The organism is Streptomyces sp. NPDC006235, from assembly GCF_040613735.1.
Classification (GTDB): domain Bacteria; phylum Actinomycetota; class Actinomycetes; order Streptomycetales; family Streptomycetaceae; genus Streptomyces.
In genome coordinates this window covers 1-14,905 of the sequence record NZ_JBEXSR010000057.1, presented here as the reverse complement: position 1 = coordinate 14,905, position 14,905 = coordinate 1, and the positions used below count along the sequence as shown (strand labels likewise).

The window sequence follows — 14,905 nt, the reverse complement described above, 5'->3', positions numbered from 1 at the left end:
GCGTACAGGTAACAGTGCACATCGCACAGCACATCACCACGTGCAGATCCGAGGCGGCGAGGGCGGGTTCGGGGCTCTCCACATCGCAGCACCCTGGGGAACGGCGATCTCCGTCGGACTCCTCGATGCGGGCGCCGTTGTGTCGCAAGCTCGCCGACGTCCTGGCCGCCCTCGTCCGCCGGGTCCGCGACCCGGTTGTCGGCGCCATCCCGCTGCTGGCCGCACTCGATCGGGGCCACGGGCAGCACACGGCCCTGGACCTTGGCATCCCTACAGCGCGTAGTGATCTATGACCCGCAAAGGTGGACTGCCGCACGGCCCTCGACCAGGATCGAGAACATGTTCAAGAAGCGTGCGTCAAACGCCCTTCAGAACACGATCAAGTGCCGCCCGGCCTACTGGGCCCCAGTTCGGCTTGCCCCCGGGAAGACCCCGCTCTCCGTTCTGCCCCATGAGCATCAGGAAGAGGCTCTTCATCGCGGCCAGCCCGCGGGCGCGCCGGATCGCCGCCTCGTCTGCATGGGCGTACGTGTCGAAGAACCGTGAGGCCGTGCCCGCGGGGAGCAGCACCCATGCGGCGGCGAGGTCCCACGCCGGATCACCGGCGAACATGGCACCGAAATCGATCACGCCCGAGAGGGTCCCGTCCGAGACGACGACATTCGCGGGATGCAGGTCACCGTGCACCCAAACCGGCGGGCCCTCCCACTCGGGCGCCGCAACGGCATCATCCCAAACGGCCCGAACGTCGTCGGCCATGCGGTCGGGGACCACGGCTTGAAAGAAGTGGTCGAAGCCGTCCGTGCACTTCTTGGGGTGAGCGCCGAAGTCCGAACTGGTCGGCGCCTCAGCGGGCGCCTCCACGTGGAGCGCCCGGAGGAAGCCCGCCAACGTGTCGGCCGCGTGGGCGCCGCGGCTGATCGAGCCCTGGTCCAGCGGCTCTCCGGGAACCCACGTCATCACGGTCCAGTGCTTGGGGAAGCGCTCGGACGGTGCGCCACACCGCACCGGAGTCGGCACCGGGAGCGGCAGGCGCGGAGCCAGCACGGGTAGCCACCGCCGCTCCTTGAGCTGGAGCTCCGGGGTGGGGTCCATGCGCTGCATGCGCACGGCCAACTCGTCCCCGAGACGCCACATTTGGTTGCCCCAGCCGCCCGTAACCTCACGGATGGCCAGCCCCGCTAGGTCCGGATGTTGCTCCTGCAGCAGGTCGCGGACCATGTCTGCCGTGATCTCGATCTCGGTGCCGGTCATACGAAGTCACAGTACTGAGGCGGCAGGCGGAGCGGCTCTCGCTCTCCGGAACATCTCGCTGTGATTCCTCTGGCATCACCGATTCGGTCTCAGAGAGCAACAGATCAGAGGCGGACACAGATGACTGCCGGTCGGGCGTGGCGTCGTCCTGGTCGGCGCCCCGGGGCCATGGACCACTGGCCTAGCGGGCAGCCGCCGCGGCCGTACTCGTGGTTCTTGCGCTGGCACATGGCGCACGGCCCGACAAGGCCAGGGGAGCGGGGCGTAGCAGAGGGCGAGAGAAGTGAGCGGAGTGAGTACTCACTCATTGACGGAGTGAGTACTCACTCCGTACTCTCGTAGTCATGACTGCACCCAAGGAGAACCAGACCACCCGTCGCCGCGCCCCCGGCATGTCACCGGAGGAGCGGCGGGCGATGATCATCCAGACCGCGATCCCGCTGATCGCCGAGTACGGCGCCGCGGTGACGACCGCGAAGATCGCCCGCGCCGCGGGCATCGGCGAGGGCACGATCTTCCGGGTCTTCGCGGACAAGGACGAGCTGTTGCAGGCCTGCATGGCCGAGGCGCTTTCCCCCGAACACGCGATCCGCGAGCTCGACGCGATCGACGTATCCCAGCCGCTGGGCGACCGGCTCGCGGAGGCGGCCGAGGCGCTGCAGGCGCACATGTCCAGGATGGGCGCGATCCTCGGCTCGCTGGGGCATCGCGGCGGCAAGCACCCCGGCACGGTGCGCGGCGCGGGCCGCACCGAGTCGACGACCCGTATCCGAGCGGCCCTCGCGGAGCTGCTGGAGCCCGACAAGGCCGCCCTGCGCCGGCCTCCGGAGCAGATCGCGGCCCTCTTCTTCGGGCTGCTCTTCACCCAGCCGCGTACGGAGGACGAGCCCGACCTGACCCCGCAGGAGCTGGTGGAGGCCTTCCTGCACGGGGCGCTCTCCCAGGGCGCCAAGTGAGCACGCGGAGAAGACGCCTGGGGGTTACGGCCCTGGCCGTCCTGGCCCCCGTCCTGGTGTGGCTGGTCGCGGACCCAGTACTGGGGCACAGGCTGCGGATCGCCGACGGCGAGCAGACGCTCGACATCGGCGCCGTGCCCGTGGCGATCGTCGCACTGCTCGCGTCGCTCTCCGGCTGGGGACTCCTGGCCGTCCTGGAGCGGTTCGGGGCGCGGCGCGCCCGCACCGTCTGGACTGGGGTGGCCGGCGTCGTACCGGCCGTGTCCTTCCTGCCGTTCATCGGCGACGGCATGGACGGCGGTACCCGGTTCTCGCTCGCTCTGATGCACCTGGCGGTGGCGGCGGTGCTGATCCCGGGACTGGGCGGCAGATTCCCCGGGGTGAGAGCCGGTGCTGCTGGGGGGTGACCGCCGGCACCAAGTACGCCGCGGACAGCGGCGTTTCAGTCCGGCGGCGGCGGACTCGACTCCCCCCTCAACGGCTACCACGCCTACTTCCGAATGCTGCTCAACCACGGAGTGCACGGGCTTGGCCCACACCCGAGCCGCGGACCAGTCACTGCAGCTTGCCCGCGGTCAGCGACTGGTCCTCACCCAGACCCGGGTAGAGCACCGAGTTGTTCCAGTGGACCGCCAGCGCGCCGCCGGTGCTCTTCCGTACTGCCACCGCGCTCGGGTAGCCCCGGGTGCCACCCGCGACCTGGGCGGTGACGTCGAAGGTGACCTTGGTGGCGCCGGGCGTGACCGTCGAGGGCCCCGCCGAGCGAACGTGTGTGAACGACAGAGTGGTGAGGTGCAGGCCGTCCGCGTATCCCCCAGTGCCTGTGCGGCCGCGTTCGGGAGGTCGGTGTCGCCCGCCGCGTCGCCGAGGTGCTGCTTGGACCAGCTGTCCAGGAACGCGCGGGTCAGTTTGACGGCTTCGGCGTCCGTCGGCGGCGTACTCGACACGGCCGACGGGGCGAACGTGCGCGCCGCCTTGGTCTGGGCGTCACCCGCGGGACCGGAGGCCAGGCCATGCACGATGTCGTAGGCGCCGATTCCGCCGACGACGACCAGGGCGGCGCAGGTACTGGCAAGGCCGATCTTCCCAGCTCTGTTCACAAGCCTGATCGTATGCGCGCTCCACGATGACACTGGCTACGAACTGATGTCCAATGCCTCAAGGCCCGGTCAAAGCCGGTTGCGCCTACTGTTGCGCACCCTGGCGGACCGTACTTCGCCCACGCCTTGGCTGGAGTTGAGGATGAGGCAGGGCGGGACGGGCGGCGCGGCCGCAGGCGGGGATCGGGGCGCGCTCACGGTGTTGCGCGTCGGCGGGGGAGAGGTCGGGGCGGGCACGGTACAGGCGTGCGGGGTGGCCACGGTCCGGCGCTGTTACGGGCGACTCGCCCACGGCGTTTCGCGGAAGCCTGGTAGGTCGTGACCTGGTCGGCCAGGATGCGGGTGGGCGCTTGTCCGTGCTCAGCCGTGGCCGGCAGTTCTCGGCTGCGGCCTTCAGACCGGCGAGGTCCTGGGGCGCGTCGGGGGAGAGGGTCTGGTCGACGTCGGTCCGGGCGCCGGTGAGCGCGGTGAGTGCCGGAGGGGGAACTCCGTGCTGAGATCGGCCGTGTCCTCCCAAGGCACGTCAGTGCCGTCACAGCAGCAGCCGTCGCCATCCGGCTTCGCCAGTGAACGGCCGGGCAGCGGCTGGCCCACCGGCTCGGGCGGTCATCCAGCCGTCTCGAGCCGCGCCTCGAGCTCGTCCAGGCACGTCTGCCAGCCTCCGGAGGCACTGTCGGCGGTCGAGGGGTCGGCCATGACATGCGTGAACACCAGGAGGCAGCCGGCGCCCTCGTCGCGCAGCTCGATCCTGAGGTGATCGTACAACTGCCAGTCCGGTGGATCGGGGCGTCGAGTCGTCCATGCACTCAGTGGTGGAGCGCTCGCCTTGGCGGTCTGTCAGTCCTTCGGCCTCGTTGATGTCTTGGCACAGAGGTACGGACGCGCGAGCAGCAGGCCGATACCGGTCATGGCGATGCCGAAGTAGACCGGCGCGAGGTGGACGAAGTCGGTGTAGTTGATCGCGCCGTGCACCACGACAGCCGGCAGGAAGCCGGCGACCGCCGCCGCGGCCAGGGTCCAGAACACCCAGGCCTCACCCCGCCGCCAGCCCCACGCGCTGAGCAGAATAATGGCCACCGCGGCGGCCATCAGGGCGCCGCCGAATCCCGCCCGGTCGTGGGCGACGAACGGCACAAGCCGGGGATTCACGGATTCCAGCGTCTGCTTGCCGGCGCCCAGGAAGGCCAGGTCGGTCGGCACGAAGACACCGGTGAGACCGACCACCGAGATCACCGCACCGCCGACGAACAGCCCCGCACCTGTGACGATCAGCATCAGTTGGCCGACCAGCGACCGCCGGCGCTCCCGCTCCGGCCCCTCGTGCGCCAGGCGCCACCGCGGCGCATGCGGGGTCCGGCGGACCGCGACCAGGAACATCGGGAACAGCACGATGGTGGTCGCCGTGTGCAGGGGTTCCACGAAGCCGGTGGCCAGAAAGTAGAACAAGGTGGGAAAGCCGATCGCCCCCGAGAGCAGATAGACCTCGCGGGCCCAGGGCCAGCCGCGTCTGATCCCGCCCAAGGCGAGGCCGGTGTAAAGGGCACCGATCGCTATCATCGTGCCGGCCATGGTGATCCGGTCGTGCTGGAGGAAGTGCACGAGGTGGTGGTTGGCGGCATGCAGTTCGTGCAGCGTCATGCCGAGGTAGTCGCGGTCGTACCAGAGCAGCACCGGCCCGAGCGTGATCGCCGCGGCACCGAGCCCGGCGCCCGTCATACCGAGCCCGACCAGTAGCGCCCACCACCAGGCGGGCCAGCGGCGTGGATCGCGGCCGACGTCCCGCAGCACCGGAGCGGGCGCGGTGGGGGTGGCTGCCTCGGTGACCCGCTGGAACCAACTCGGTCCGGCCGCGACGAGCACCCCGGGCCGGGCGAGTACGACGGCGCCCGGCTCCTCGAGCGCGGCGGCCGCTGCGGTGACCGATGGGTCGGACACATGGACCACGTGCGGGTCGTCGCTGCTCGTGAACCCGTCGACATAGGGCTTGAGGGCGGCCTCGGCCTCCGGGTCGCAGGCGCGGACAACCAGCGGGATCGAGCGGCCGGCAGCGGCCTCACGTACGGTCTCCGTGTCGGCCGCCGAGACGGGCGCCACCTCGACGACACCAGCCCCGAGCGGTGGCATGGCGCATACCACGTGGCGGGCGAGCGACGGCGGGACGGATATGCCGAGACGGACGGTCACGGGCACCCCGGCGATCTCGCCGGCGAGCTCCTTGGGCGGATGGCGGTGGCCGAACCCCCGGGCGATCAGCCGCGCGCCGGCGGGACGGGAGCCGATCGAGGCCAGCAGCCGCAGTGCGGTGCGCTGCGAACGGCGCCGACCGAGCACGGCAGCGGCCAGGCCGCGCAGCGGGTGATACGTCCAGTCCGGCATGAGTCGCTTTCACTTTCCGTCGCGGTCAGCGATCACCGGGCGCGGTCCAGCCGAGCACCGGCGTCATGGAGCGCAGCGTCGCCCTCATCGGCATCAGCCGGGCGGCCGTGTCGCGCAGCAGCACCGCGGGCGGCCACGACAACTGGCCGACTGCGCCCAGCCGGGCGGAGCGGCGCGCGATGGACTGGGTCCGCGGGCGGCGCAGCAGGTCGTACGAGCGCAGCGCGGCGGCCACGTCCGGGGTGCCGTCGAGGCAGTGGGCGAGGGTGACCGCGTCCTCCAGCGCCTGGCATGCGCCCTGGCCCAGGTTGGGGGTCATGGCATGGGCCGCGTCGCCCAGCAGTGCGACCCGACCGCGGACGAAGGAGGGCAACGGTGGCAGGTCGTACAGGTCGTGTCGGAGCACCGTGTCCGCGGGGACAGCGGCCAGCAGGGCGGGGACGGGATCCGGCCAGCGCTCGAACCGGCGCAGCAGTTCGGCGTATTCGGACGAGCCGGAGGCCGCTCTCGCCGGCAGCGACGCGGTCGCGAAGCAGTACATCCGCCCGCCCGGTAGCGCCGTGTAGCCGAATCTCGCCCCGCGGCCCCAGATCGCCGCGCCCTCGGCGGGCGGCTCGGCGAGGGGCTCGGTGACCATGCGCCAGGCGGTGTAGCCGGCGTACCGGGGGCCGACCGCGTCGGGCCACAGGGTGCGGCGGACCGCACCGCGCAGCCCGTCGGCGCCGACCACGAGATCGGGCCGGGACTCGCCCCCGCGGTGATCGACGACCGGGCAGCGGCCGCCGTCGCGGACCGCGGACACCTCACTGTCCGACCGCAGGCTGTCACCGGGAAGCGCCTCGGTGAGCGCCCGCAGCAGGTCCGCGCGGTGCAGGACCACCAGGGGATGGCCGAAGCGGCGCGCCAGTTCCCCGTTGTCCGTACGGGACAGCCAGCGGCCCTGGCGGTCGCGTACCCCGCCTGTGGCCTCGACGGTGCCGAGTGCCCGGACGGCGTCGGCCAGGCCGAGCACCTCAAGCGCGTGCAGCGCGTTCGGCCACAGGGAGATGCCGGCTCCGATCTCGGTGAACTCCGGGGCCCGTTCCAGCACCTCGACGCGCCAGCCCCTGCGATGCAGGGCGATGGCTGCCGCGAGCCCGCCGATCCCGCCGCCGACGATGGTCGCGGCGCGCTGCGGCATGGGTCCTCGCTTTGGGCTCGGGGGCGCCGCCCCGGTCAAGTGGTCGTCATGCGGTGCGCGAGCGGCATGCGCCGCGACGCAGGCCCGGCTGAGCGGCGCCTCATAGCAACATGTCGACAGACGCCTGTCAATGTGCCGAGGGGTGGACCGGCCATGTCCGGTGGTGGAGCTGCTCGCCGGCCTGTGAGCGATGCGCGCCGCAGCTGGCGGTGCTCACCTGGCCGTCGTGCCAACCGCGCGTCTCGAGGGAGTCCGGCGCCGTGGAAATTCCGTTGCCGGAACAGCGGCGTCTTCGATCGAATGCCTCCATGACTCATGACGGCCCGGCGGACCATGTGGAGCAGAACCGACGCTTTTGGGATGACGAAGCGGCTGCATGGCACGGACCGCTCGCCCGTGATCACTGGGCGCAGGTGGAACCGTCCTGGGGATTGTGGGCCACCCCTGAGTCGCAGGTTTCCGTGCTTCCCGACGGCATCGACGGGATGCGCGCCATCGAGTTGGGCTGCGGTACTGCCTACGTTTCCGCCTGGCTGGCCAGAGCAGGGGCCCACCCGGTCGGGATCGACCTCTCGGAGAAGCAGCTCGCCACAGCTCGCGCGATGCAGGCGGAGTTCGGCATCGACTTCCCCCTGGTCCTGGGCAATGCAGAGAAGGTGCCCTACGAGGACAACACGTTCGGCCTGGCGATCAGCGAGTTCGGTGCCTCGCTGTGGTGCGACCCCTACCGGTGGATCCCGGAGGCAGCCCGGCTTCTCGTTCCTGGAGGCCGGCTGGTGTTCTCGCGCTACTCACCGCTGTTCGCGCTGTGTGTACCGCCCGAGGGACCGGCATCCACCACTCTGTCCCGCAGCCAATTCGGCCTGACGCGCCTGGACTGGGGGAATCACGTGGAGTTCATCCTGCCGCACGGTGAGATGCTCCGTCTGCTGCGGGCCTGCGGCTTCGTCGTTGAAGACCTGATTGAGACTCAGGCACCCGAGTCTGCGGGGGATTACGAAGAAGTTTCCGCCGACTGGGCGCAGAAATGGCCCAGTGAGGAGATCTGGAAAGCTCGGCTGGCGGGCTGACAGCTCCGCATGCACCGAAGGCCCTCGAAGTGGGCCAGGCCCAAGGCCTGTTTCATCTCCCGGTAGTCGTGCTCGATGCGCCAGCGCAGCTTGGCCGGCCGCACCGGCCCAACGTCCAGGCCGTCGACCAGGCCCTCACCGACCGCGGCATCCCACCCGGCATCGTCCGGGCCGACATCGCGCTGCGCGCGTACCACCAGACGACCGTCACGACACGATTCACATGACCCTGGTCTGGGACGTCAGCCGCACCGGCGTACGAGGCGGCGTCCGGCAGGTCCTACGACGAGCTCGGCCCCAGCATCCCCGACGTGCTCCTCGAACTCCCCGTCACCCCGCAGCGGTGTCACCTGGAGGGTGGGGCGCATGCCGAGCCCGCGCCTTGGAGTGATCTGCCTCACAGACTGTCACGCCGATCAGTCGCGCGGTGTCTTGAGGCCGAACCCCTTGAGACAGAGGAGACAGCATGACCGACAGGATCGAGGCGGCCGTGATCGGCAGCGGATACGCAGGTGTGATTTCGCGTCAGCAACCGGGGCGCCGTGCCACTCGACTCACCGGGAGCAAGCGAGCCGCCAGGAGCAACTCATGAAGCACCGCATCGTCGTCCTCGGCGCCGGCTATGCCGGGGCCTACGTGGCCGGGAACCTGGTCCGCCGGCTGTCCCCGGCGGACACCGAGATCACCGTGGTCAACGCCGTGCCGGACTTCGTCCAGCGGCTGCGGCTGAACCAGCTGGCGGCCGGCCGGGACATCGAGGCTCCGCAGCTCGCCGACGTCTTCGCGGGCACGGGGATCCGGCTGCGCGTGGCCCGTGTCACCGCCGTCGACCCCGAGCGCCGGGTCGTCGCCGTGGCCGACGCCGACGGCGGCGACCTCGGCTACGACACGCTTGTGTACGCGCTCGGCAGCCACGGCGACGACCACGGCGTCCCCGGCGTGGCCGAGCACGCCTTCGACGTCGCCGCCAGGCCCTCGGCGCTGCGTCTGCGCGAGCGCTTGGACGGCCTGGGCGGGCGGGGCGGAGGCGGGAGTGTGGTGGTCGTCGGCGACGGGTTGACCGGCATCGAGACCGCCACCGAGATCGCCGAAGCCCGGCCCGGCCTGTCGGTGGCGCTGATCGCCCGCGGTGAGCTCGGCGCCCGCCTCTCCGCCGGAGCCCGCGGCCACCTGCGCCAGGCGTGCGACCGGCTGGGCATCACCGTCCTGGAGCACACCAGCGTCGAAGCCGTCGAAGCGACGCGGGTGCTGTGCGCCGACGGCACCGCCTTGGCCTCCGACGCAACCGTGTGGACGGCCGGGTTCGCGGTCGACCCCATCGCCGCCGCAGGCGGCCTTGACGTCACCGAGGATGGTCGGATCGTCGTCGACCGCACCATGCGGTCGGTCTCGCACCCGAACGTCTACGCCGTCGGCGACAGTGTCCATGCCGTCGGCGACAACGGCCGTCCGCTGCCGATGTCCTGCGGCTCGGCCGGCTACACCGGCCGACAGGCCATCGAGGCGATCGTGGGACGTCTGACCGGCCGCAAGATCTCGAACGTCAAGCTGGTCTACCTGTACAACGCCATCAGCCTCGGGCGGCGGGACGGACTCTGGCAGTCGGTCGACGAAGAAGGGCGGGCAAAGCCGAAGTACATGGGCGGGCGGAAGGCCGCGCGGATCAAGGCGGCCATCGAGAAGGGGGCGCTGTGGGGCACCTCGCACCCGACCTTCGGCCTGCCCAAGCGCAAGCGCCGCCTGGCCGCCACGCCGGATCCGTCCATCGAGAAGACGGTCCGGCCTCTGGAAAACGGAGGAGCCGTCCATGGCTGAGAACACCGACGTCATCGTGCGCACCCGGCCCGAGGGCGACCACCGCCGGTAACTGCCGCGGGCCGGGCACGGAGGGGCGTCGGCCATCGCGGGGCGGGCAGCCCGACCCGGCATTCGAGCGAGAGAGACCGAGATATGACCGACCACAGCACCGACCTGGCGACCGCGGCGTTCTTGGCCCACCGCAACCTGCTGTTCACCGTCGCCTACGAGATGCTCGGATCGGCGGTCGACACCGAAGACGTCCTCCAGGAGGCCTGGCTACGCTGGGTCAAGGTCGACCTGGGACGGGTGAGTGACCAGCGGGCGTACCTCGTGCGGATCACGACCCGGCAGGCGCTCAACCGGCTGCGCACCATGAAGCGCCGCCGCGAGGCGTACGTCGGCCAGTGGCTGCCCGAGCCGCTGATCACCACGCCGGACGTGGCCGAGGACATCGAACTCGCCGAGAGCATGTCGATGGCGATGATGCTCGTCCTCGAAAGCCTTTCCCCGATCGAGCGGGCGGTGTTCGTACTGCGCGAGGTCTTCGAGGTCGACTACGACGAGATCGCCGAGGCCGTCGGCAAGAGCCCCGATGCCGTCCGGCAGATCGCGCACCGCGCCCGCCGACACGTCGGCGCTCGCCGCCCCCGCAGAACGGCCTCCGTGCGTGAGACCCGGGCGGCCCTGGAGTCGTTCCAGCGCGCGATCGAGACCGGGAACCCCCAGGACCTCCTCGACGTACTCGCCCCCGACGTCGTTCTGCTCAGCGACGGCGGCGGCCTCAAGAGGGCGGCGCTGCATCCGGTCATCGGCGCCGAGAAGATCGTCCGCTTCTACCTCGGCGGCTCCGCCAAGGTCGAGGCCACCATCACCTGGGAGCCCACCGTGATCAACGGCAGCCCCGCACTCGCCGTACACGTAGGCGGCGAGCTCGACGGCGTCATGGCCGTCCGTGTCGAGGACGCCCGCATCACCGGCCTCTACTTCGTCCGCAACCCCGAGAAGCTGACCCACGTCGCCTCGGCAACCCCCCTCACCCTGCGCTGACGCCAACGGCTTGGACACCACCCATCCCCAGCAGGTACAGGCCGACTGAGGAGAGGTATGGATACTCCGGTCCCGCCCACCGGCCGGCCAGCGCACGGTAGCCCAGCCCGCCCGTCGGCAAACCGAGTGCGCGTACGCACCGGACTACCGGCCCGAGAACGTGGCAGGTCAGCGCACTACAACACCTCGCGGGGGCTGTGTGCAGAGCTCCTGGCGCACGTCCATCCAGCAGCGCAGCCGGACACTGGCTGCCCCGGATCCCGTGTCGTACGGTCTGATGGTCGCGGCCGCCCACCGTCCGCAACGGATCTCACCGAACCCGGTGGTGCCGCCGGTACGGCCGAGAGACCTGAACCAATACCGGGAATCAGGCGGCGACGAGCTCCTGCTCGCGGTCCGGCGCCTTGACCTTGGGCTTCTTGTTCGGCAGCGAGAGCCGGAAGACCTTGTGCCATGCGGAGAACACCTGCTTGGGCAGCGGGCCGGTGACGTACTCCAGCTCGTACTTCTCGAACAGCGCGCGCACCTTCACCGCGACCTCGGCGTACCGGTTGCTCGGCAGGTCCGGGAACAGGTGGTGCTCGATCTGGTGCGACAGGTTGCCGGTCATGAAGTGCATGGCCTTGCTGCCGCTGATGTTCGCCGAGCCCATCATCTGGCGCAGGTACCACTGGCCGCGCGTCTCGCCCTTGATCGACCGGCGCTCGAAGACCTGTACGCCCTCGGGGAAGTGCCCGCACATGATCACTGAGTGGGACCAGACGTTGCGGACCAGGTTCGCGGTGAACGTGGCGGCGAGCGTGGGGAGGAACGACGGGCCCGACAGCAGCGGGTGGATCACGTAGTCCTTGAGCACCTGCTTGCGGATCTTGCGGCCCACGGCCTTGGCCCGCGCGCGGAACTCCGGGTTCTTGCGGCGGCGCTTGTGCAGGTTCTTGCCGAGCTCCAGGTCGTACGCTGCGATGCCGTACTCGAAGAAGCAGGCGTTGAGGAAGTTCCACAGCGGCTGGCCGAGGTGGAACGGGTGCCACTTCTGGTCCTCGTCGACGCGCATGATGCCGTAGCCGAGGTCGTTGTCCTTGCCGATCACGTTGGTGTACGTGTGGTGCAGCTCGTTGTGCGAGTGCCTCCACTGATCGGCCGGCGAGACGTGATCCCACTCCCAGGTGGTGGAGTGGATCTTCGGGTCCCGCATCCAGTCCCACTGGCCGTGCAGGACGTTGTGGCCGATCTCCATGTTGTCCATGATCTTCGCCACGGACAGACCGGCGGTGCCGATGATCCACGCGGGCGGGAAGATCGAGAACAGCAGCACGCCCCTGCTGACCAGCTCGAGCTTGCGCTGCGCCGAGATGACCTTACGGATGTAGGCGGCGTCCTTCTCGCCGCGGCCGGCGATCACCTCGTCGCGGATCGCGTCCAGCTCGCGGCCAAGCTCCTCGATCTGCTCCGCGGTCAGGTGGGCGGTGGGGTCGATGGCGGTCAAGGTGCTCCTACCGTTCGATGTCGCAGGGGCCCGCCGCGGCGGACACACAGGTCTGGATGAGGACGCCCGGCTCGGCCTCGGTGATCTCACCGGTGCGCAGGTCGCGGACGGCGCCCGCCTTGAGCGGCGTCACGCAGCCGAAGCAGATGCCCATGCGGCACCCGGAGGGCATGAGCACGCCGGACTCCTCGCCGATGTCCAGCAACGGCGTGGCGCCGTCCGCGTCGACGGTCTTGCCGGTGGCGCTGAACGTGACCTCGCCGCCGTCACCGGCGACGACGATGCTGGGGCGGAAGCGTTCGGTGTGCAGGCGCTCCGGGACGCCGTGCTCGGCCCAGTGCTCTTCGGCGGCGTCGAGCAGGCCCGCGGGCCCGCAGGCCCAGGTCTCGCGCTCGGCCCAGTCGGGCACGAGTTCGTCGAGACGAGCGATGTCGAGCATGCCGTCTGTGTCGGTGTGCACCTCGGTGAGCCGCAGCTTCGTGTCCGCGACCAGGTCGTGCAGTTCGTTGCGGAAGATCACGTCTTGCGGCTGTGGCGCGCAGTGGACCATGACGACGTCGTCGAACTCGGTGTCGCGCAGCATGCCCATCACGGGCGTGATGCCGCTGCCGGCCGTCAGGTAGAGCACCTTGGCGGGCTTGGCCTGCGGCAGCACGAAGTCACCGGTCGGCTGGTCGAGCTGGATCAGCGTGCCCGGTTTCGCCCTGCGGACCAGGTGGTTGCTGACCTTGCCGTCCGGGATCGCCTTCACGGTGATCGTGACGCGGCCGTCCTGACGGTTCGTCGGCGAGGTGAGGGAGTAGGCACGCCACAGGCGCACCCCGTCGACGTCGACCCCGATCCGCACGTACTGACCGGCTGTGTGGCCGCGCCAGCCCCGTCCCGGCCTGATCACGATGGTCGCGGCGTCACGCGTCTCGGGGTGCACGGCCTCGATGCGCCCACGCAGGTCGGCGCCCGCACGCAGCGGGCTCACCAGGTCGAGGTAGTCCGACGGCAGCAGCGGCGTCGTGACCATCTCCAGCAGTTTCCACGCCCTGCTGCGGAGGGCTGCACTCGTCATGACTCCAGCTTGCTGCGCCTCAAGGCGTAAAGTCCTGACCGTAGGACGTGAATCTGATCGGCTGAATTGTTCGCAGGGAACAAAACGTGAGCCATGCAATCCGGAGGGCCAGCGAACTGGCCCTTGATGAGACGACGGTCACCGCACTTCGGGGCGCACTGAAGACCACCGCCGACGAGGTCGTCCAGGCGATCATCGACGAGGTCCCTTCCTACGCCAACGCCCTTTCGGGCAGCATGGGCGGCACCATCCGCCGCGCCGTCCGTACCGCCCTGGGGCACTATCTGGACCTCGCGAGCGGGGCCGCCACAGGCGGCGACGGCGGTGACGCAGCCTACGAGTTGGGCCGCGGCGAGGTACGCGACGGCCGGTCGATGGACGCCCTGCTCAGCGCCTACCGCGTCGGCGCCCGCGTGGCCTGGCGATGCCTGGCAGCGGGTGCCGTATCCGCAGGTCTGCCCGCCGCCGAGGTCGCCAAGTTCGCCGAGTTGACCTTCGCCTACATCGACGAGCTCTCCGCCGCGAGCGCCGCGGGCCACGCCGACGAACTGGCCGCCCGGGGCAGGGCCCACGAGCTTCACCTGGAACACCTGGCCCGCGATCTCCTCGCCGGCGCGAGCCCGGACGTGCTGCTGGCCTCTGCTCAACGGGCCGGGTGGCAGCCTCCCGTTTCGCTGACCGCGGTCCTGCTGCCCGCCGCCCAGGCCCGGCCTGCCTACCGCGCGCTCGACCCGAGCACCCTCGTCCTCGACGATCTGCCGGATGCCACCGGTGTGCTGCTCGTCCCCGATGCCGACCGATCACATCTCCTGCGGCAGCTGACCGATCGCACCGCCGTGGTCGGCCCGGCCCGGCCATGGACTCGTGCGTCCGCCTCGTACGCACGAGCCGTACGCGCGCGCTCCCTCTCCTCTGACATTCGCGACACCGAGGACCACCTGCCCGAGCTGGTGCTGAGCGCCGACGCGGACGCGTTCGCAGACCTGCGTGCCCGAGCCCTCGCACCGTTGCAGACCTTGCCTGTCGCGACCGCACGGCGGCTGGAGGAGACATTGCGGGCGTGGCTGCTGCACCAGGGCAGGCGGGACGAGGTGGCGGCGGCGTTGTTCGTCCATCCCCAGACGGTCCGGTACCGGATGTCGCAGCTGCGGGAGCTGTTTCCGGATCTCGCATCGCCACAACGGGTCCTTGAACTGACGCTGGCGGTCGGTCTTCGGGTCAGCTGACGGTACTTCGACCGTCCACGACCGCGTCCGCGAGCGGTCCAGGAGGCGGGCTGGGCAGCCGGCGCGGGGCCGCGAAGTACCGGGCACGGCAGATCGAAGCCCGGAACGACCCTGCCAATAGCAGCGCAGCCGTACTCCGGGCTCGCCGGGGGCCCTGGTCGTTCGTTCCGCCGTTGCGGTCGCCCATCGCCCGGCGAGCAGCTCCTGGACGGCGAACGCGGTCTGGTCGTCGGCGGCTTCGACTTCTCTGAACTAGGTAGCGTCTTATCGATCACGCATCGAGCCAGATGAGTGTGCTGGCCAGGGTTATGGCGGCGAGGTAGCGGTCGGGCTGTTTGTCGTAGCGG

The 14,905-nt window shown here is 70.3% G+C and carries 13 protein-coding genes and 1 pseudogene; 7 read left to right on the top strand and 7 right to left on the bottom strand.

Features of this window, described 5'->3' with window-relative positions; genetic code table 11:
- Positions 1–357: 357 nt before the first annotated feature.
- The gene (locus ABZ192_RS39205) at positions 358–1,254 is read right to left on the bottom strand and encodes an aminoglycoside phosphotransferase family protein (RefSeq protein WP_356929238.1); all 897 of its coding nucleotides are present in this window, start codon (positions 1,252–1,254) and stop codon (positions 358–360) included.
- 344 nt (positions 1,255–1,598) lie between these two features.
- On the opposite strand from ABZ192_RS39205, the gene ABZ192_RS39200 reads away from it, so the two are divergent.
- Positions 1,599–2,210, top strand: a complete 612-nt coding sequence (locus ABZ192_RS39200; RefSeq protein ID WP_356929237.1) for a TetR/AcrR family transcriptional regulator — start codon at positions 1,599–1,601, stop codon at positions 2,208–2,210.
- Positions 2,207–2,617 carry a DUF6069 family protein gene (locus ABZ192_RS39195; RefSeq protein WP_356929236.1) on the top strand — a complete coding sequence of 137 codons (411 nt, stop codon included), beginning with the start codon at positions 2,207–2,209 and terminating at the stop codon, positions 2,615–2,617. The genes ABZ192_RS39200 and ABZ192_RS39195 overlap by 4 nt, the downstream gene beginning before the upstream one ends.
- Before the next feature lie 1,299 nt (positions 2,618–3,916).
- On the opposite strand, the gene ABZ192_RS39190 is transcribed toward ABZ192_RS39195, so the two are convergent.
- From ABZ192_RS39190 to ABZ192_RS39180, 3 genes are read right to left on the bottom strand one after another with little or no spacing between them, the layout of a single operon-like run.
- Positions 3,917–4,120 carry an SRPBCC domain-containing protein gene (locus ABZ192_RS39190; protein WP_356929260.1) on the bottom strand — a complete coding sequence of 68 codons (204 nt, stop codon included), beginning with the start codon at positions 4,118–4,120 and terminating at the stop codon, positions 3,917–3,919.
- A gap of 27 nt (positions 4,121–4,147) precedes the next feature.
- Entirely contained in the window at positions 4,148–5,686 is a 1,539-nt protein-coding gene (locus ABZ192_RS39185) for a hypothetical protein (RefSeq protein WP_356929235.1), read from the bottom strand.
- Positions 5,687–5,711: 25 nt separating this feature from the next.
- On the bottom strand, positions 5,712–6,866 hold the full coding sequence (locus ABZ192_RS39180) for an FAD-dependent monooxygenase (protein ID WP_356929234.1): 1,155 nt from the start codon (positions 6,864–6,866) through the stop codon (positions 5,712–5,714).
- Positions 6,867–7,126: 260 nt separating this feature from the next.
- Between ABZ192_RS39180 and ABZ192_RS39175 the strand changes: the two genes are divergently transcribed.
- The 4 genes from ABZ192_RS39175 (at position 7,127) to ABZ192_RS39160 (ending at position 10,783) form a co-directional block, all read left to right on the top strand.
- Positions 7,127–7,936: a class I SAM-dependent methyltransferase gene (locus ABZ192_RS39175; protein ID WP_356929233.1), complete on the top strand. Its 810-nt coding sequence runs from the start codon at positions 7,127–7,129 to the stop codon at positions 7,934–7,936.
- 68 nt (positions 7,937–8,004) lie between these two features.
- On the top strand, positions 8,005–8,163 hold the full coding sequence (locus ABZ192_RS39170; RefSeq protein WP_356929262.1) for a hypothetical protein: 159 nt from the start codon (positions 8,005–8,007) through the stop codon (positions 8,161–8,163).
- Between the two features lie 361 nt (positions 8,164–8,524).
- The gene (locus tag ABZ192_RS39165) at positions 8,525–9,751 is read left to right on the top strand and encodes an FAD-dependent oxidoreductase (protein WP_356929232.1); all 1,227 of its coding nucleotides are present in this window, start codon (positions 8,525–8,527) and stop codon (positions 9,749–9,751) included.
- A 135-nt stretch (positions 9,752–9,886) separates the two neighbouring features.
- Positions 9,887–10,783 carry an RNA polymerase sigma-70 factor gene (locus ABZ192_RS39160; RefSeq protein ID WP_356929231.1) on the top strand — a complete coding sequence of 299 codons (897 nt, stop codon included), beginning with the start codon at positions 9,887–9,889 and terminating at the stop codon, positions 10,781–10,783.
- Positions 10,784–11,150: 367 nt separating this feature from the next.
- Here the strand turns inward: ABZ192_RS39160 and ABZ192_RS39155 are convergent, their stop codons facing one another.
- On the bottom strand, positions 11,151–12,269 hold the full coding sequence (locus tag ABZ192_RS39155) for an acyl-CoA desaturase (RefSeq protein ID WP_356929230.1): 1,119 nt from the start codon (positions 12,267–12,269) through the stop codon (positions 11,151–11,153).
- A gap of 7 nt (positions 12,270–12,276) precedes the next feature.
- On the bottom strand, positions 12,277–13,332 hold the full coding sequence (locus ABZ192_RS39150; RefSeq protein WP_356929229.1) for a ferredoxin reductase: 1,056 nt from the start codon (positions 13,330–13,332) through the stop codon (positions 12,277–12,279).
- Between the two features lie 86 nt (positions 13,333–13,418).
- On the opposite strand from ABZ192_RS39150, the gene ABZ192_RS39145 reads away from it, so the two are divergent.
- Complete coding sequence (locus tag ABZ192_RS39145; RefSeq protein ID WP_356929228.1) at positions 13,419–14,558, top strand: helix-turn-helix domain-containing protein; 1,140 nt, start codon at positions 13,419–13,421, stop codon at positions 14,556–14,558.
- A 117-nt stretch (positions 14,559–14,675) separates the two neighbouring features.
- Here the strand turns inward: ABZ192_RS39145 and ABZ192_RS39140 are convergent.
- Positions 14,676–14,804: pseudogene (locus ABZ192_RS39140) on the bottom strand (DUF6207 family protein); the annotation flags it as partial.
- Positions 14,805–14,905 lie beyond the last annotated feature (101 nt).

Excerpts from the sequence above, each read along its gene's own strand:
- ABZ192_RS39150 (WP_356929229.1), bottom strand. The coding sequence starts at position 13,332 with ATGACGAGTGCAGCCCTCCGCAGCAGGGCGTGGAAACTGCTGGAGATG.
- ABZ192_RS39180 (WP_356929234.1), bottom strand. The coding sequence starts at position 6,866 with ATGCCGCAGCGCGCCGCGACCATCGTCGGCGGCGGGATCGGCGGGCTC.
- ABZ192_RS39165 (WP_356929232.1), top strand. The coding sequence starts at position 8,525 with ATGAAGCACCGCATCGTCGTCCTCGGCGCCGGCTATGCCGGGGCCTAC.
- ABZ192_RS39185 (WP_356929235.1), bottom strand. The coding sequence starts at position 5,686 with ATGCCGGACTGGACGTATCACCCGCTGCGCGGCCTGGCCGCTGCCGTG.
- ABZ192_RS39160 (WP_356929231.1), top strand. The coding sequence starts at position 9,887 with ATGACCGACCACAGCACCGACCTGGCGACCGCGGCGTTCTTGGCCCAC.
- ABZ192_RS39200 (WP_356929237.1), top strand. The coding sequence starts at position 1,599 with ATGACTGCACCCAAGGAGAACCAGACCACCCGTCGCCGCGCCCCCGGC.
- ABZ192_RS39205 (WP_356929238.1), bottom strand. The coding sequence starts at position 1,254 with ATGACCGGCACCGAGATCGAGATCACGGCAGACATGGTCCGCGACCTG.